This is a genomic window from bacterium, from assembly GCA_040753555.1.
Lineage (GTDB): Bacteria > UBA9089 > UBA9088 > UBA9088 > UBA9088 > JBFLYE01.
On sequence record JBFMDZ010000006.1, the window covers coordinates 1 to 18,146 of the forward strand.

An 18,146-nucleotide genomic window follows, 5' to 3' on the forward strand; every position below is an offset into this window, starting at 1 on the left:
ATTGGGATTTCATTTGTCATTGGGATTTGGACATTGGGATTTTTATTCTTTGGCTTCATTATTTTCCTTAACATTATCTAAACATATACATTCCTTATTTCCCTATAGGGTGAATAGTTACAAAAAATGATTAAAGAAAAAGGGTTAATTGGGTTTGTTTTAGCGATTGTCCTTGCTACAATTGCATACTATGTTGCAGGCCTACACAAGGCATTTGACAGCCTTGTTTTGGGGATTATCTTTGGGATGATTGTAAGAACAGTTCTGGGAGATAGACCATTGTTTTTGAAGGGGTTTGAGATTGGGCTGAAATTCTTTTTTATTAGCAGCAGGAACCGGTATCTGTGGTGCGTCTGCCATTGCCATTGCCCAATCAATCTTAAAGACAGAGTCAGAGGAGACTTCAAACTCCTTAATTACCATTACAATCCTTGGTGTATTTGGTCTTTTGCTCTATCCCTTAACCATTACCTGGCTTTCCTTAAGCAAAGAGGGATATGCCATATTTTGTGCGACAACCCTGCATATGACTGGCATTGTAAAGCTTACAGCAGGGTCTTTGGGAAAGGATGTGCTTGACAATGCAATGCTTATAAAGATGGCAAGAACATCAATGCTTATCCCCATACTTGGCTTTTTAATCTACTTTGTCCATGAAAAGGGGGATAAAAGGCCGATATTTCTTAAAATCCCCTGGTTTGCCTATGGATTTTTCATTATGGGGCCAATTGCCTCATATACGCCATTAAACAAGCTATTGCCCTTCCTAAAGCCCCTATCAGGCTTTTTATGGACAATTGCCTTAACCAGCATTGGATTGACCTGTGATTTTAGAAAGCTGATTGATGTGGGCGGAATGCCCCTTGTTTTAGGGCTTATCCTCTGGTTATCATCAATCCTTATATTTTTAGGGGCTAATTTAATATTTTGCTACTAATGGAAAGAAAAAAACCAAGCCTAAAAGATAAAATTACAACCACCGTAGCCCTATCTACCATATTTTTTGCCCTGTTTATTCTTATTACGACAAGGTATCTTATTATAGAAATCCTTGAGCCGGTAGTGGTAAATAGGGTATTGGCAATTGTTGCCTTAAGTGCTATTTTCTCGGTTGTTGTCTCCGTTTTTATTGGGCTTTGGCTATCGGGAATAATTATAAAGCCCATATTAGCCTTACAGGATGCCTGCAAAAAAATGGTTGGAGGAGATCTTTTGGCAAGGGTTATAACACCCATTCATAAATGCTGGGAGATAATGGGATGTAATAAAAAGGATTGCCCTAGCTATGGAAGTGAATTCGTAAGGTGTTGGTTTATCTCAGGAACTATGTGTATGGATGGGGTTATAATGGGAGAATATCCAGAGAAGCTTGGTGACTGCCATAAATGCAAGGTCTATCAACGCTATTCAGGTAATGAGATAGACTCCCTTTCAGACTCATTCAACCATATGGCATCCCTGCTTAACAGGAATATAAATGAGCTACAGAATGTCTCAATGGAGATGGCACTTGGTCTTTCTGAATGCTTTGAGGCTTTAAGAAAGATTGGAGAGGGTGAGCTAGGGGTAAAGGTAAAGGAGGTATCCGAAAATGAGCTTTTAAGAAAACTTGAGCTAGAGGTTAATAAAACCACCTCAAATATAGAGAAGTTGGTTAACGATGCAGAGGAGCTTGCGATTGGCCTTTCTGAGTGCTTTGAGGTTCTAGCCATGGTATCAAAGGGTGATTTTTCTGTTAAAATGAAGGAGGTATCCGAAAATGAGCTTATTGCAAAGCTTGGCAGGGTTGTAAATCAGACAACAGAGGTAATAAAAAGGAATGTGGATGAACTTAAGGCAGCATATTCTGATATAGAGAAAAAGGTTATTGAGAAAACCGAGGAGTTTCAGAATGCACATAATGAGCTTGTTGTAAAACATAGTGAGCTTGTAAAACGCGAGCAAGAGTTAGAAGTTCTTAACAAAGAGCTTGATTCGTTTGTCTATACAGCCTCCCATGACCTAAAGGAGCCATTAAGGGGCATTGAGACATTTTCAAAGTTTCTCCTGGATGACTATTGGGAAAAGCTAGATGACGAAGGAAAGGATTATTTAAGGAGAATATCAAATGGTGCAAATCGGTTAAAGCTATTTATAGATGACCTCCTCTCATTATCAAGAATATCCAGAATAAAAAATCCCTATGAAACATTTAGCTCAAATGATATAATAAAGGATGTTTTAAAGAGGCTTGAACTGATGATAAAAGATAAAGATTGTAAGCTAAAGGTAGATGATAACCTTCCATTAGTCTATGGAGATAAAATAAAACTAAAAGAGATATTCTATAACCTTATTTCAAATGCGATAAAGCATAATGATAAAAAACCAAATATAGAGGTTTTTGGAGAGGAAAATGAAAGAGAAACCATATTCTCCATTAAAGACAATGGCATTGGGATAAAAGAGGAGGATTTTATAAGGGTTTTTGAGCCATTTAAGAGGCTTCACAAAAGGGATGAATATGGAAAAGGGACAGGTATAGGATTAGCAATTGTAAAAAAGGTAATAGATGAGCATAAGGGAAGGATATGGGTTGAGAGCAAAATAAATGAAGGCTCTACATTTTACTTTAGTCTGCCAAAAAAGATGGTAACTATTCAGTCATTACAGAGAAAAACGGAGGGTGGATGAATCGGAGAGAGGGAGAAGGGGAGAGAGGGAGAGTGGGTGAAAAAATACAAAGCTATAAAGACTTAAAAGTTTATCAAAATGCGATGAATACAGCTAATGGTTAATTAGACAAAGATGATATTCTCCCTTTCTCTTTTTCTTAAGATTCTCCGTTTCACAAAGAGGGGGTGAATAATTACAAAAGATGGATTATAAGGGAGGTAAAAAATGGACAGAATGTGTAAATGGTTAATTGTGGGGATGCTGGGATTGGTCCTTGTTGGGCCTGCCTTAGCAGGGGAAAAAGAAGAAATAGCAGGTGAGGAAGAGCTGCTATTTAGAGAGATACCATTAGTTGTTACAGCAGCAAAAAAAGAACAACTTGCTACTGAGGCGCCTGCAATCGTTACTGTAATTACAGAAGAAGAGATTAAAAAAATGGGCGCACGCAACCTCCTTGATGTGTTAAAAACTGTTCCTGGATTTAACATTATTCAGGATACGAATGAACATCTTGCTGCAATGCGCGGAATCTATGCATCTACTAACCAGAAGTTTTTATTGCTTCGCGATGGACACAGGTTGAATGAATGGACATGGAACACAATTCAATACGACTACTCTGTTTCGTTAGCAAATATAGAGCGGATAGAGATTATTCGCTCCCCTGGTGCATCGCTCTATGGTTCTGCTGCATTATGTGCTGTAATAAACATCATCACAAAAAAAGGTAAAGATATTGATGGTTGGGAGGTAAAAACAGGTTATGGTAATTTCAGCCAGATAAAAACCGATGTTGTTTATGGCAGGGCTGATGATGAGCGTGATATTTTAATCTATGGTAGTTTCGGAAAAACTGATGGCGAAAAAGCAGATATACCCAAAAACCGCGATGGTTCAGGCACACCTACAGATGGTTATGAATATGTTGATAAATACGGGCTATGTTATGATTTCGGGTTAAAGTTAAAAGAAAACAATTTAACATTTTTAGCCTCGTTTTCTAACTCAAGTTATTTTAATCCGCGTGGTAATTTAGGACAACTTATTGAGTATGATAAGGCAAACCTGGCTTATGAACAAATTGTCCGCTTGGGACATTTAGGGCTTACTTATGACCATCCCTTCAATGAAATGCAACTTAAACTGCGACATTACTTTGATTACAACTACTGGTTTTCCTGGCAGCTTCTGGCACCACAGAGAGAATGGGAATATCAAGGTTTGGGGAAACTTTTCAGATGGGATGTTGAAGGTTATAGTTATGGCATAGACTATTCTCTATCTAAACCAATATTTAAGGGTGACCTTCTTCTTGGCAGCCAGATAGAGATGCGCAAGTTACAGAGATCAAATTCATTCAGAACCTATGCTTCAACAGATACCAATGTTAGTCAGATTGCTGAAGAGCCACTTAAGCCAGGCGGTGAATACTATCTTGCTACCTATCTTCAAACCGAACAGAAACTCACCCCAAAGGTTATTACTAATATCGGTGCAAGATACGATTACTATGAAGATGTCGGTGGTTCGTTCAATCCAAGATTAGCCATAAACTGGAATTTCTTTAATGACTACTGGTGGAAGGTAATCTATAATGAAGCATTTCTGAATCCAAGTTATTTCTATCGTTATGTAACCGGTGTAATGGGTTACTATGGTGGACCTGACCTAAAACCAGAAAAGATGAGAAGCTATCAAACCCAACTCATTGGTCAATTTTTAGAAAAAAAGGTTACAGCTAATGTGAATTATTTCTATAATGAATTAAATGACCTTGTCGCACCTGATACGAGGGTTAAAGGTAGATACACTTACCGCAACTATGGTGAAATAACGCTTCAGGGAATAGAGACAGAATTAAAGGCAAGGATAAGGGGAATTGACCTCTTTGCTAACCATACATTTCAAAAACCTATTGAAGATAAAACTGACCCTAGCTTACAAAAAGATGGTTTAATCCTTGCTATCCCAGAGAACACGATTAACCTGGGGGTAAATTATTCACCTGTAAAAGACCTTGATATAAACTTAAGCGCTAACTATTTAAGTAAAATGGAGGTGAAACAAAATTTAGGCACAGAGAGTATCTATTATCCAGACTGGGAAATACCATCAGTGTTAACCTTGAATGCCTGTCTAACACTAAAAGATTTCTGGAAGAATGCTAATGTTTCTTTATCCTGTTACAATATTCTTGATGAAGAATATTATCTTGGTGGCACTTGTGTTCCTTATCGTCAGCAAGGCAGATGGTTTTTAGCCAGTGTGGGATATAAATTTTAGGTATGTGTTTAGGTAGACAAGAGTAAGATAAATGCAAAACGAAAAATGCAAAACTTATGGTAAGGATTAATTAAAATGCAATTTTATTTTGAGTTTTGAATTTTTATTGAAATGGAAGTTCACCCCGAAGAACACACCTCGGCATCATTCCTAACTTAAGATTTTTCAAGGGTTTTGCGTTGTTTGTTTAACTTTTTTCTGGTGACTACATTTACCTTTCTATGTGGTAAAATAAATGGCAGGTGAATCTTTAATGCCTTCAATAGTTCACAAGATGTCTTTCGTGGTCTTGGGATTTTCAGACAAAACCCTTGATCCTTAATTTTCATCTCTATAGAACAAAGGGTTGATAATTGTTTGATCCCTTCTTCTATTACATTAAACCCTCTCCAGGCCCTTATCGTTACCCACATCTTTTAAAAACCACGAAAGTATTATTAAAGGGTTAGATGAAAATGATGGGGCGAAGATCCGTTTCAACATCAAAAAAGGGTGTGTGTGTTTAGATAAGTTAAGAATAAGGAAAAATAAGTCAAAAGTGAATTTTATTTACTTTGTCTAAAATTAACCCTAAAAGACTTGCAATAATCCTATTTTATAGAATATAATTAAAGTTGTGGTTTAAAAAGGTATGAAAATAGGTGTATCTACGGGTGGTGGTGATTGCCCTGGGCTTAATGCTGTTATAAGGGCTGTTGTTAAGGCAGGGTTAAATTTAGGATGGGAAATTATAGGCATTGAGAATGGTCTTGAGGGATTGCTTGATACAAAAAAGGCAAAGGTTCTTACATCAAAGGATATTGCGGGCATTTTAAGCATTGGTGGAACAATCCTGGGCACAACAAACAGGGGAAATCCATTTAAGATGGAGGTTAAAGAGAAAGGAAAAACCGTAATAAAGGATGTCTCTGATGATGTTGTGGCTGGTTTTAAAAAGCTCAATCTTGATGCCCTTATTATGATTGGCGGTGATGGAACTTTGTCAATTGCAAATTCTCTTTATAAAAAGGGTCTTCCCGTTGTTGGCGTTCCTAAAACAATAGATAATGACCTATCTGGAACCGTTATTACATTTGGATTTGATACAGCTGTCTCAATAGTAACAGAGGCTCTGGACAGACTCCATTCCACAGCAGAAAGCCATCAAAGGACAATGGTTGTAGAGACAATGGGCAGGTATGCAGGATGGATTGCCTTAAACTCAGGGGTTTCTGGTGGAGCTGATGTTATTTTAATTCCCGAGATTCCATTTTCTATAGATTCTGTTTGCAAAAAGGTAAAGGAAAGATATAGAGGAGGAAAAGGATTTTGCATAGTTGTTGCCGCAGAGGGAGCAAAGCCAAAAGAAGGAGGGCTTTTTACAAAGGAGTGTAAGGATAAAGGGAGGCAGGAACCCCTTTTAGGTGGCATTGCAAATTATCTAGCAGGTGAAATAAGAAATAAAACAGGAAAGGAAACAAGGTCTTTGGTATTAGGTCATTTGCAAAGGGGAGGAACACCAACAACATTTGACAGGCTTATTGCCACAAGGTTTGGTGCGGCTGCTATAAGGCTTATCCAAAGAGGTGAATTTGGAAGGATGGTTGCCTTAAGACCACCAACAGTAACCTCTGTCTCCTTTGATGAGGCTGTTGGTAAGATGAACCTTGTCTCGCAGGATTCCGATGTCATCCAAACAGCAAGGGATTTAGGCGTTTCCTTTGGGGATGATTGATAGGAGTCAGAGAGTCAGAGAATCAGGGATTAAGGAAATAATTCAAGTTAATCTTGGAAAAAAAAGTTATCCTATCTTTATTGGCTTTAATTTATTAGACAAAACAGGAGATTATGCAAAAGAGTTTGGCGATTCTTGCTTTATAATTAGCCAGCCAAAAATCTTTTCATTATACGGCGAAAGATTAAAAAGCTCACTTGAAAAAAATGGCATTTTTGCAAAAGAATGCTTGATAGGGGAAGGTGAGGAGCATAAATCCTTTGAAACCCTGAAAAATCTTCTTGAAAGCCTTGTTTTGTTTGATGCTTCCCTTAAGAAGACATTCATTATAAATCTTGGAGGAGGGATTGTTAGTGATGTTGGTGGATTTGTTGCAGCAATTTATAAAAGGGGGATAAGCTATGTAAATATTCCAACAACATTATTAGCAAATGTTGATTCTGGTGTAGGTGGAAAAACAGGCGTGAACCTTTTAGGAATAAAAAATATTATCGGCTCTTTCCACCAGCCATGCCTTGTTATATCTGACCTTTCCTTGCTTAAAAGCCTTCCAAAAGAGGAGATAATATCTGCTATGGCTGAGGTAGTAAAATATGGTGTGATATGGGACAGCCGATTTTTTACCTACATTGAGAAAAACCTTCACAATATTTTATCCTTAAAAAGCCCTTATATTGAACACATTGTTACAAGGTGCTATAAAATAAAGGCAGGAATTGTCCAGAAGGATGAGTTTGATAAAAAGGGAATAAGGGTGATATTGAATTATGGACATACAATCGGACACAGCCTTGAAGCTGCTGGTCTTGTCCAAAGGCATGGAGAGGCTATATCCATTGGTATGGTAGGGATAAATCAGCTTGCTGTCCAATTAGGAATGCTAAAAGAAGATGAGGAGCAAAGGATAAAAGCCCTCCTCTTAAAAATAGGCTTGCCTGTTAATATTAAAACATCCAATATTGATAAGATAATGTCTAGCCTATTGCACGACAAAAAATTTATGGGGAATGTAAGGCTTGTTATTCCTGAAAGAATAGGAAAGGTAGGGCTGGTTAGTGAAATAGATGAGAAAGAAATTACCTTTGTTCTCAAAGAGATGATGGATTAAAGTATGGTATGTGTTTAGCTAAAATGATATTGAATAACCAAGATACAAACATCAAATAAATTCCAATATTCAACAACTAATTTTCATTTCCCTTCTTCAACCAATTTTTTATTGTATAACACTTTGGAGTTTGCTAAAATCAAAATTCTATAATCTTTAGCCACCTTTACAATCTCCATTTATTTCTTTATCCTTGCTTGTGCTGCCGCTAATCTAGCTATTGGAACCCTATATGGTGAGCAGGAGACATAGTCAAGACCAGCCTTGTCGCAGAACATAACAGATGATGGCTCTCCGCCATGCTCTCCACATATTCCAACCTTAAGGTTCTGCCTTGCCTTTCTTCCATTGCTTACACCAAGCTTTATAAGCTCACCAACGCCATCCTGGTCTAATACCTCAAATGGGTTATCCTTCAATATTTTATCTGTCAAATATTTTGGAAGGAATTTTCTCTCTGCATCATCCCTTGAAAATGCAAATGTCATCTGGGTTAGGTCATTTGTTCCAAATGAGAAAAACTCTGCAGACTCTGCAATTCTATCTGCAACAATTGCTGCCCTTGGAACCTCAATCATTGTTCCAATGATGTATTTTACCTTAATTCCCTGCTCTTTAAATACCTTCTCCGCTGTCTTGTCTACCACCATTTTTTGTCCATCAAATTCAGCCTTTTCTGAAACTAAAGGAATCATTATCTCGGGGAAAACCTCAATTCCCTTCTTTGCCAATATACAGGCTGCCTCTAATATTGCCCTTGTTTGCATCTCTGAAATTTCTGGATAGACAATTCCAAGCCTGCATCCCCTTAAACCAAGCATTGGATTTATCTCAGAGAGATTTGAGACCTTATGCAATAACCCTTCAATCTCCTTTTGCCTTTCTTGTTCTTTATCTTCTACCCTTAATTTTATAAGCTCAATCCTTAATTCCTCATGCTTTGGAAGGAATTCGTGTAAGGGTGGGTCAAGGAGCCTTATTGTTACAGGAAGCCCTTGCATCTCTTTGAATATCCCAATAAAATCTTCCCTCTGGAATTGCAGGAGCTTGTCCAATGCCTTTCTCCTATCCTTTTCTGTCTCTGCCATAATCATCTCCTGCATAATGGGAAGCCTTTTTTCTCCAAAGAACATATGCTCTGTCCTGCATAAGCCTATGCCCTCTGCACCAAATTCCCTTGCCTTTTTTGCTCCCTCCGTGTCATCTGCATTTGTTCTAACCTTAAGATGCCTTTTCTCATCAGCCCAGGAGAGGAGGGTATTTAGCTCATCTGTTATCCTTGGTGGAATAATGTATGGAATACGGGAAAGATAGACATTTCCTGTTGTTCCATCTATTGTTATTTCATCTCCCTCCTTTAGCCTCTTTTTCTCTACTATTAGCTCTTTTTTCTTCTCATCAATCTTTATTGCCTCACATCCGCAGACACAGGGCTTTCCCATTCCCCTTGCAACAACAGCGGCATGAGATGTCATTCCTCCCCTTGCTGTAAGGATTCCCTCTGATACAGCCATTCCATGAATGTCATCTGGAGATGTCTCCTCCCTTACTAAAATAACCCTGTCCTTCTCTGAAACCTTTACAGCATCGTCTGGACAAAATACAATCTTTCCTATGGCAACACCAGGGGAGGCAGGAAGGCCATTGCAATCAGAAGATATATTTGCATTTGGGTCAATCTGTGGGTGAAGAAGGGCTTTTAAACCTGCTGCTTCAACCCTTAACAATGCGGTATCCTTTATTATTAGCCTCTCTTTTACCATATCAACAGCAATCTTGACAGAAGATGCAGGCGTTCTTTTTCCCCTCCTTGTCTGAAGAATATAAAGGTTTCCATTCTCAATGGTAAATTCTATATCCTGCATATCCTTATAATGCTTTTCAAGGATTTTTGTAATCCTTTCAAACTCTTTGTAAATATTAGGCATTTGGTCGTGAAGATGGGAAATGTGCTTTGGTGTTCTTATCCCTGCAACAACATCCTCTCCCTGGGCATTGATGAGATATTCGCCATAAAGCTTCTTTTCGCCATTTGATGGATTTCTTGTAAATGCAACACCTGTTCCCGATGTATCTCCCATATTTCCAAAGACCATTGCCTGGACATTCACAGCTGTTCCCAATGTATCGGAGATTTTATATATTCTTCTATATTCAATAGCCCTCTTGTTATGCCAGGAGCCAAATACTGTATCTATAGACATCCATAGCTGTTCCCTTGGGTCTTGTGGAAAATCCTTTTTTTCGTTTATAAGAAGCCTTTTGTAATCCCTTACAACCTCCTTAAGGTCTTCACAGTCAAGCTCAATATCATAGACAACACCCTTTTTTTTCTTTTTTGCAGAGAGGATTTCTTCAAATTTTTTAATGTCAATTTTTAAGACAATGTCAGAAAACATCTGGATGAATCTTCTGTAGGCATCATAGGCTGTTCTTTCGTTTCCTGTCTGCTTTATAAAGCCCTTTATTGTTTCATCATTTAAGCCTAGATTAAGAATTGTATCCATCATTCCAGGCATAGATATTGGTGCGCCAGATCTAACAGAAACAAGCAAAGGATTTTCCTTATCCCCAAATTTCCTCTCCATTGCTTTTTCTAGCTTTTGTAAAGCATTATCAACCTCATCCCTTAAGCCCTCTGGATATTCGCTATTTTTATAATAATAGCTACAAATATCTGTTGAGATAGTAAACCCTGGTGGCACAGGAATTCCTATATTTGTCATCTCAGCAAGGTCAGCACCCTTGCCACCCAGGAGGGATTTTAGCTCTGTTCCTCCATCTGCCTTTCCATTTCCAAAGAAATATACATATTTTGCCATTTTTCTTTCCTCCTTTAAATTTAATAAGAATTTATTTTAAATTTAAATTTTATTTTTGTCTAGTTTTACTTAAAAAAATACTAGACTTTAACCTTTTTTAAAATTATACTTTTTTTGTGCAAGCAATAGTTGAGCTTATAAGGGGGCTTTGGATTACATTTTGCCATTTATGGACAAGGCATGTTACAATCCAATATCCAAGGGAAAGAAAGCCTGTAGCACAAAGGTTTAGGGGTCCTACAAGGCTTCTTCTTTCTGACAACGAAATTGAAAAATGTGTTGCCTGTTGCCTTTGTGCCCAATATTGCCCATCTGGGTGTATAAAAATATCGGCATTTGAAGACGAATCTCATAACAAGAGGCTTTTATCGTATGAGATTGATATAAAAAGGTGCATCTTCTGTGGATTATGTATAGAAGCCTGTCCAAAGGAGGCAATAAAGCAATCAGAGATTTATGAGCTTGCGTGTTTAGATAAAGATGAGATGGTCTATTCAAAGGAGACCTTGATTAAAGAGCCTTTTGTTCAAAAATACAAATGAAAGAGAGAATAATTCAACAAGGATGGGATGTTGAGGATGCCTTTTTTGGGGCATTGCTAGGAGCTGTGTTTGGGATTGTTATTCAGGAAAAAGAATGGTACATTTTTCCCATTTTAATAGCATTTTTAGGGGTGGTTGTTTTTTATTTAAAGAAACATTTCACCCTTCCAAAAGGATTAAAAAGACAGAGAGCAATTGGTAAGCTTTTGATGGGTATTATACTTACTTCCATTTCCTTATGGATTTCAGGAGTTTTTACTCTACATCATTCTTCTTGGTTAGGAATTACTATTATTGTCTGGGTCATATTAAAATTTATCAAAAATTAGATGGAAATCATTGGTTGTTTATGTATTATTATTATAACAATTTATCTCTATGTAGATATTATCTTTGATTTTAGCTTGGAAGAGGTAATTATCAAGCATATCAAGTATATCTTGTGGCCAAAAAAGGTGATTATGCGGCATTACGATATTCTTAAGGAGGTGGTCTGTGGTATATAATTACGATAAATCTTTTGGCCCAGTAATAGATATTGTAATTTCTAATCCCTCCACAGGAAAGGAGGCTATTTGTAGGGGTCTTATTGCTCCAGGATGTCAAATGACCGCTATTCCCAAAAAGATTGTAGACTTATTGGATTTAAAATCTTTTTCTTCAATACCAACAATGGCTTTGTTTGGAACTGCCAAAACCCCAGTTTATCTAATAAACCTATCTATTGCCAATCTTGCTTTAAACCTTAATGTCCTATCTTTTGAATTACAAGACATAGTCCTGGTTGGAAGGGATATTTTGAACAAATTTGTCATTACCCTTGATGGAAAGAGGGGGATTTGTGAAATTAAGGAGGAAGAATGAACCTATTATATGACACAGAAAAACTGATTTCAATTATTTACAATTGGATGCAAGGGCTTTGCAAAACTCATAATATCCCAGATATTGCCTTGACGCTTGTCATTATGATAATTGTTGGGGTTCTTGTTGCAGGCTTTGTCTCGGTAAATACCCTTTTCCTTGTGCTTGCCGAGAGGAAGGTCTCTGCTTGGATGCAGGACAGGCTTGGCCCAATGAGGGTAGGACCCCAGGGGCTCCTTCAGACAGTAGCAGATGCCATTAAGCTCCTTCAAAAGGAGGATATTACACCATCCCCTGCAGATAAAATCCTCCATTTTCTAGCACCTTTAATTATGTTTATCCCAGCAATAATGGCTTATGCTGTTATTTCATGGTCTCCTGGTATATATGCTGTTTCCCTTGATTTAGGGCTTTTGTACATCCTTGCCCTCTCTGCTATAGGAACAATAGGCATTGTTATTGCAGGCTTCTCCTCAGGAAACAAGTGGACGCTCCTTGGTGGAATGAGGTCTGCAGCTCAAATGATCTCTTACGAGGTTCCCCTTATTTTATCCTTTATTGGTGTAATTATGCTCAATGGCTCTTTAAACCTTAATTCTGTAATTGAATCTCAAAAAAATATGTGGTTCATTGTCTATCAACCAATTGGATTTTTGCTATTTCTGATAGCTGGTTGTGCAGAGGTAAACAGGGCTCCATTTGACCTTCCAGAAGCAGAGAGCGAGCTGGTGGCAGGTTTTCATACAGAGTATTCTGGAATGAAATTTGCCTTGTTCTTCCTTGGTGAATATGCAAATATGTTTATCTGTGCTTGTCTTGCGGCAACCTTGTTCCTTGGTGGATGGAATGGAATTCCTGGTCTTCCCTTTATTCTTCCTCCAATTGTTTGGTTTCTTATAAAGGCATATTTTATAATATTTGTTATAATGTGGTTTCGCTGGACATATCCAAGAATAAGGGTTGACCAGCTTATGGGTTTTGGCTGGAAATTTTTAACACCCCTTGGCTTTTTAAATATAGCAATTACAGGGGTTATGATTTCATTGGGATGGATATGAGAAAAGAGTCGGGAGTCGGGAGTCAGGAGTCAGGAGTCTAAAATGGAGGTGGGATTTTATGTGTTGGGGGCTTTGGCGGTTTTTTCTGCTATGCTTGCCATTTCCTTAAAGAGCCTCATAAGGGCTGTTATGGCTCTCGCCCTATTTTTCATTTGCATAGGAGGATTGTATATAAATATGTCCTGTGAATTTTTAGGTTTTGTTCAAATCCTTATCTATGTTGGTGGCGTAATTGTTTTATTTCTATTTGTCATTATGACATCAGGAAATATAGAGGCAGGGAAGTCAAATTGGATTTTAAGGATATTCGGGCTTTTAAGCTCTTTACTTTTATTTTTAGCCCTTGTTTGGGGATTTAAGAAAAAACCATTTATCCTTACAAAACAAGGATTTTCTGGAATAAGGGAAATAGGAGACCTTATTATGACACAATATCTTATTCAATTTGAGGTTGTATCCCTTCTTTTGCTTGTTGTTTTAATTGGAGCAATTGTGCTTTTGAAAAGGGAATGAATTACATTTTGCTTTCTGCGATTATTTTTTGTATAGGGCTATATGGAGCCTTATCAAGAAAGAATGGAATTATGGTTCTTATCTCAATTGAGATAATGCTAAATGCTGCCTGTCTTAACCTTGCTTATTTTTCATCATTTTATAATCCAGCTGGTCAAATATTTGCCCTGTTTGCTATTGTTATCTCTGCAGCCTGTGTTGGCTGTGGCCTTGCAATATTCCTCCTTGCCTTTAGAGAAAAGGAAAAGATAGACCTAGATTCCTTCAATCTCCTCAAGGGATAAATCCTATAAAATGAAAATTGCTGTTGATGCAATGGGTGGTGATTATGCACCACAAGCGATAATAGAAGGTGTAATAGATGCCTTTTCTTTGGGATTTGCAAAGGAGATAATCCTTGTTGGGAATCCTGATTTAATAAATAGAGAAATAAAAAAATATAAAAAAGACCTTCCTGTGGAAATTTATCCATCTGATAGTGTAATTGGAATGGAGGAATCGCCTGTATCTGCTTTAAGGACAAAACCAGATTCATCCATTGCTGTTTGTTATTCCTTGGTGAGAAAAAAAATTGCAGGTTCTGTTGTCTCTGCTGGAAATACAGGCGCATCATTTATAGGAGGATTAACAATATTAGGAAGGCTTAAGGGTATAGATAGACCTGCCATTGCCTCACCTATTCCAACCAAAAATGGCGTCTGTATCTTAATTGATGTAGGAGCAAATGTTGATTCAAAACCAGAGCATCTCTTTCAATTTGGGGCAATGGGTAAGGTTTATGCAGAAGAGGTTTTGGGAATAGAAAATCCAAAGGTTGGTATTTTAAATATCGGAGAGGAGGAGGGAAAGGGCAATAGGCTTACAGACAAAGCAGGTTTTTTGTTTTCCAAAGGGAATTTTAATTTTTGTGGAAATATAGAGGGTGGAGATATTTTGAAAGGGAAGGCAGATGTTGTTGTCTGCGATGGGTTTGTTGGTAATTCTATCCTTAAATTTGGAGAGGGTGTTGCTGAGTTTATTGTTGATTATATAAGGAATGGAAATTTTATAAATAAGCTCGGTCTTTTATTTGCAAAGGGGCTATTTAAGAGGCTTCTTAAAAAAATAGATTATTCAGAGTATGGAGGAGCACCCCTACTTGGGATAAGAGGGGTATCCATAATATGCCATGGAAAATCTAAAAGGAGGGCAATTGCTAATGCCATAAGGGTTGCAAGCGAAAGCATATCACATCATATAAACGAAAGGATAGAGGAAGAATTAAGGGTTTAATGAAAAAAGCAAGGATTGTTGCAACAGGAAGTTATGTTCCCGAGAAAATCTTAACCAACCTTGACCTTGAAAAGATAGTTGAAACCTCTGATAGCTGGATTACAGAGAGAACAGGGATAAAGGAAAGAAGGGTTGTTTCTCCTGATATAAGGGCATCTGATATTGCATATTTTGCCTCAGTTGATATTGTAGAGCCTGATATTGACCTTTTAATTGTCTCAACATCAACACCGGATATGATATTTCCCTCAACCGCTTGCCTTTTGGCAGAAAAACTAAATCTTCGTAATATTGCTTGTTTTGATATATCTGCTGCCTGCACAGGTGCTTTATATGCTTTGGAATGTGGAAGGTTTTTTATAGAATCTGGGCAATACAAAAAGGCGTTGATTGTATCGGCTGAAGCCACATCAACGGTTATTGACTGGAAGGATAGAAATACCTGTGTTCTGTTTGGTGATGGTGCAGGTGCCTGTCTTCTTAAAGAAAGCAATGAAAAAGGAATAATTGGAAGCTATTTTAATACAAATGGCTCTTTGGCGGATATATTAACCCTTCCTTTGGGAGGAACCATTAAGATGGAAGGGAAAGAGGTTTTTAAATATGCTGTTGTTTATATGACAGAGGCAATTGAGCAGATTCTTTTTAAAACAGGCTTTAAGATGGATGATATTAGCCTAGTAATCCCACATCAGGCAAATTTAAGAATAATAAGCTTGCTTGCCAAGAGGCTTAAAATACCTGAAGAAAAGATGTTTATAAACCTTTACAAATATGGAAATATGGTTTCAGCATCAACGCTTGTGGCTTTAGATGAGGCAAATAAAACAGGAAAAATAAAGGAAAAAGACCTTGTTCTCCTTGTTGGCATAGGAGGAGGTCTTACCTGGGGAAGTATGCTTATAAGGTGGTAGGGAAATCATTACGATTTAGATTTAACAAACCTTAAAACATCCTTTGCATAGGAATCGTTTGGGTCTAGTGTAAGAACCTTTAAAGCCTTATCCCTTGCCTCCTTTAACCTATTTTCCTTAAGATAAATCCCTGTCTGCTCTTTATAAAGGTTTTTAAGGTTTTCTTTGTAGTTGGGATTAAGGCTTGATGAGATGAGAAAATATTTTTCTGCTATTTTATAATTCTTGTTTGAAATGTAAATAATGGCAAGGTTATTGTAAGGGTCAGCCCAATATGGAAAAATCTCAATTACTTTTTTGTAATAAGCAATAGCTTTCTCAATATTCCTTTCTTCATTTATCCTTGCTAATAGAAACCATATCTTTGGCTCATCATATGCAAATTCAAGGGTTTTATTTGCCTTTTCTTCTGCTTCATCTTTTCTTCCTATATCAAAAAGGGTTTCTATGTATCTTTTTTTGTATTCCCTTTCCCATTTATTAAAGGCTGATGCTTTTTTGTAATAGGCAATAGCTTTATCCTTATATCCGCTTCTTGAAAGCATTTCTCCCTTATAAAAATAAATATCGGAAATGTAAAATAAAGCAATATGGAAAAATAAAACAAAAAAGGCAACATAAACAAGGGAAATAATAAGCTTTGGATGTCTCAAGGGAATTCTCCTTTTCTTCCTTACAAGAGCTATTAAACCCATCATTATCCATAAAAGATGGGTTATTGAAAATAAAGAGAGATTGAATTGTGCTTGAACAAGATAGCCAAGAATAGATGAGGCAATAGGGATTGTGTATTGTTTATCCTTATAAGATATGGCTATTTTAAAAACAACACCAAGTATAATTATCCAAAAAATAAATGCAATTATTCCCCTTGTTGCCAGAATATCCAAAAATTCATTGTGTGATTTGTCAGCCAGAATGTATGCACCCTTGTATTGAGAAATAAATTCATCCGGAAGCTTCTTTATAAATGCAGGGTGTAGGCATTCAGGACCTGCTCCAAACAATGGGTATTTTAAGAATACATTAAAAGAGCCTTTGTAAAGCCCAATCCTTGCTTCATCCCCTCCTATCCCTTTTATCCTTTTAATTATTGGGAAAGAAAAGATAAGGCAGGTAATAATAATGCTTACAATTACCAAAAGAGCCTTTTTTTGTGGCTTTAGAAAGATAAAGAAAAAGGCAATCTCAAAGAAAAGCCCAATGAATGTTGCCCTTGTCTTTGTAAATAAAAGGGATAAGAGGATAATTGCAAGAAGGATAAGATAGGGGTATTTTTTCTCTTTAAGATAAAAAGCAAGAACAATGGGAATTGACATTAAAAGATATGCTGCAAAGAAATTTGGATTTCCAAATGTTGATATTACCCTCTCTTTTCCTGTTACTGATGGGATGATATAGAAACCAAAATGCTGTAAAATTCCATAGATGGCTGAAATCCCTGATGCTATCATAACAGCATAAAGAATTGTCTTCGGCTTTTCTATATTTGATGAGAGAAAGAAAAGGAGGATGTAGCAAAGGAGGGTATTTATTCCATCATACCTTCTATAAATTCCAAATATAGAAAGAAAGGGAGAAATGGAGAAAATGGTTGAAATGATATTTGTCAAAAGATATAGAAGAATAAAAAATTCAAGCAAACCAAGATTAGCCAATATAGATTTCTTTCTTACCCAATCCCTTAATAAGAAAACAAATGAGAGGATAGAGAGAAAAAAAAGAAGGCTAATCTTTGGAATGTCATAAATTGCCTCAAGGTTTGGAGAAAAGGCAAGGGGGACAAGGATTACAAGGGAGGCTAAAAGCCATTTTGCCATTTTTCTAAATATATCCTAAGACCTTTATCGTTTTTTATAACATCATCTATCAAATTCTTCTTTCCCATTTTAATAAGCCCTGTTGCAGATGCTACCTTTACAACCATTTCTTTATCAAAGAGGCCCTCTTTTAATGGTTGAATTACCCTCTCATCCTTTATCATAGAAAGAGAAATAGCAGATTGCATCCTCAAGAGATAATCAGGCTCATTTTTTAAGATTAAGGCAAAGCAAGAAATGGCTTCTTTGCTTTCTATTGCAGCTAATACCTGAAGATAGATAACCCTTGCAAACCTGTGTTTTTTCTTATCCAAAGATGATTTTATAAGATAAGAAGCACCCGGGCTTCCAATGAATGTAAGCTGAAATATAGCCTTTTTTGATTCTTTTATTGCTCTTTCTGGGTTTTCACTATTCTTTGCAATTTTGTCTATTTCTTCAATTCTTCTTTTAATTTCACAAATAACCTCCTTTTTTACAGGTATTTCCCTTTGTGTCTTTATAACCCTTTGAAACCATACCCAGAAGCCAATAATAAAGACAAAGAAAAAAATAACTAAAGGGGCTTTTTTCAATATTCA

General features: G+C 36.9%; 18 protein-coding genes. 14 read left to right on the forward strand and 4 right to left on the reverse strand.

Going from position 1 to position 18,146, the window contains the following annotated elements:
• Positions 1-201: 201 nt before the first annotated feature.
• A complete protein-coding gene (locus AB1630_01120) occupies positions 202-423 on the reverse strand; it encodes a hypothetical protein (GenBank protein MEW6102411.1) in 222 nt (73 codons plus the stop codon).
• Here AB1630_01120 and AB1630_01125 point away from each other — a divergent pair.
• The 5 genes from AB1630_01125 (at position 365) to aroB (ending at position 7,760) form a co-directional block, all read left to right on the forward strand.
• Positions 365-937, forward strand: a complete 573-nt coding sequence (locus AB1630_01125) for a putative sulfate exporter family transporter (GenBank protein MEW6102412.1) — start codon at positions 365-367, stop codon at positions 935-937. The genes AB1630_01120 and AB1630_01125 overlap by 59 nt on opposite strands.
• A complete protein-coding gene (locus AB1630_01130; GenBank protein MEW6102413.1) occupies positions 937-2,673 on the forward strand; it encodes an ATP-binding protein in 1,737 nt (578 codons plus the stop codon). Before AB1630_01125 ends, AB1630_01130 begins: the two co-directional genes overlap by 1 nt.
• Before the next feature lie 216 nt (positions 2,674-2,889).
• Positions 2,890-4,938 (forward strand): TonB-dependent receptor, encoded by a 2,049-nt coding sequence (locus AB1630_01135; GenBank protein ID MEW6102414.1) that lies wholly within the window; start codon positions 2,890-2,892, stop codon positions 4,936-4,938.
• A 631-nt stretch (positions 4,939-5,569) separates the two neighbouring features.
• Positions 5,570-6,652 (forward strand): 6-phosphofructokinase, encoded by a 1,083-nt coding sequence (locus tag AB1630_01140; GenBank protein ID MEW6102415.1) that lies wholly within the window; start codon positions 5,570-5,572, stop codon positions 6,650-6,652.
• The gene (gene aroB, locus AB1630_01145; protein ID MEW6102416.1) at positions 6,645-7,760 is read left to right on the forward strand and encodes a 3-dehydroquinate synthase; all 1,116 of its coding nucleotides are present in this window, start codon (positions 6,645-6,647) and stop codon (positions 7,758-7,760) included. Before AB1630_01140 ends, aroB begins: the two co-directional genes overlap by 8 nt.
• 179 nt (positions 7,761-7,939) lie before the next feature.
• Here aroB and ppdK read toward each other — a convergent pair whose 3' ends face one another.
• A complete protein-coding gene (ppdK, locus tag AB1630_01150) occupies positions 7,940-10,582 on the reverse strand; it encodes a pyruvate, phosphate dikinase (GenBank protein ID MEW6102417.1) in 2,643 nt (880 codons plus the stop codon).
• A 116-nt stretch (positions 10,583-10,698) separates the two neighbouring features.
• On the opposite strand from ppdK, the gene AB1630_01155 reads away from it, so the two are divergent.
• The 9 genes from AB1630_01155 to AB1630_01195 are packed head-to-tail and all read left to right on the forward strand — an operon-like array spanning position 10,699 to position 15,745.
• Positions 10,699-11,124 carry an NADH-quinone oxidoreductase subunit I gene (locus AB1630_01155; protein ID MEW6102418.1) on the forward strand — a complete coding sequence of 142 codons (426 nt, stop codon included), beginning with the start codon at positions 10,699-10,701 and terminating at the stop codon, positions 11,122-11,124.
• A complete protein-coding gene (locus tag AB1630_01160; GenBank protein ID MEW6102419.1) occupies positions 11,121-11,453 on the forward strand; it encodes a hypothetical protein in 333 nt (110 codons plus the stop codon). Before AB1630_01155 ends, AB1630_01160 begins: the two co-directional genes overlap by 4 nt.
• On the forward strand, positions 11,454-11,630 hold the full coding sequence (locus tag AB1630_01165) for a hypothetical protein (protein ID MEW6102420.1): 177 nt from the start codon (positions 11,454-11,456) through the stop codon (positions 11,628-11,630).
• Entirely contained in the window at positions 11,620-11,988 is a 369-nt protein-coding gene (locus AB1630_01170; protein ID MEW6102421.1) for a hypothetical protein, read from the forward strand. Before AB1630_01165 ends, AB1630_01170 begins: the two co-directional genes overlap by 11 nt.
• Entirely contained in the window at positions 11,985-13,046 is a 1,062-nt protein-coding gene (gene nuoH / locus AB1630_01175; protein MEW6102422.1) for an NADH-quinone oxidoreductase subunit NuoH, read from the forward strand. Before AB1630_01170 ends, nuoH begins: the two co-directional genes overlap by 4 nt.
• Positions 13,047-13,088: 42 nt before the next feature.
• Positions 13,089-13,559 carry an NADH-quinone oxidoreductase subunit J gene (locus tag AB1630_01180; protein MEW6102423.1) on the forward strand — a complete coding sequence of 157 codons (471 nt, stop codon included), beginning with the start codon at positions 13,089-13,091 and terminating at the stop codon, positions 13,557-13,559.
• Positions 13,556-13,843, forward strand: a complete 288-nt coding sequence (gene nuoK, locus AB1630_01185) for an NADH-quinone oxidoreductase subunit NuoK (protein MEW6102424.1) — start codon at positions 13,556-13,558, stop codon at positions 13,841-13,843. Before AB1630_01180 ends, nuoK begins: the two co-directional genes overlap by 4 nt.
• Positions 13,844-13,853: 10 nt before the next feature.
• On the forward strand, positions 13,854-14,831 hold the full coding sequence (plsX, locus tag AB1630_01190) for a phosphate acyltransferase PlsX (GenBank protein ID MEW6102425.1): 978 nt from the start codon (positions 13,854-13,856) through the stop codon (positions 14,829-14,831).
• Positions 14,831-15,745 (forward strand): beta-ketoacyl-ACP synthase III, encoded by a 915-nt coding sequence (locus AB1630_01195; protein MEW6102426.1) that lies wholly within the window; start codon positions 14,831-14,833, stop codon positions 15,743-15,745. The genes plsX and AB1630_01195 overlap by 1 nt, the downstream gene beginning before the upstream one ends.
• Before the next feature lie 8 nt (positions 15,746-15,753).
• On the opposite strand, the gene AB1630_01200 is transcribed toward AB1630_01195, so the two are convergent.
• Together AB1630_01200 and AB1630_01205 are read right to left on the reverse strand one after the other, a co-directional pair.
• On the reverse strand, positions 15,754-17,565 hold the full coding sequence (locus AB1630_01200) for an O-antigen ligase family protein (protein MEW6102427.1): 1,812 nt from the start codon (positions 17,563-17,565) through the stop codon (positions 15,754-15,756).
• Positions 17,547-18,140: a hypothetical protein gene (locus tag AB1630_01205; protein MEW6102428.1), complete on the reverse strand. Its 594-nt coding sequence runs from the start codon at positions 18,138-18,140 to the stop codon at positions 17,547-17,549. The genes AB1630_01200 and AB1630_01205 overlap by 19 nt, the downstream gene beginning before the upstream one ends.
• Positions 18,141-18,146: the final 6 nt, after the last annotated feature.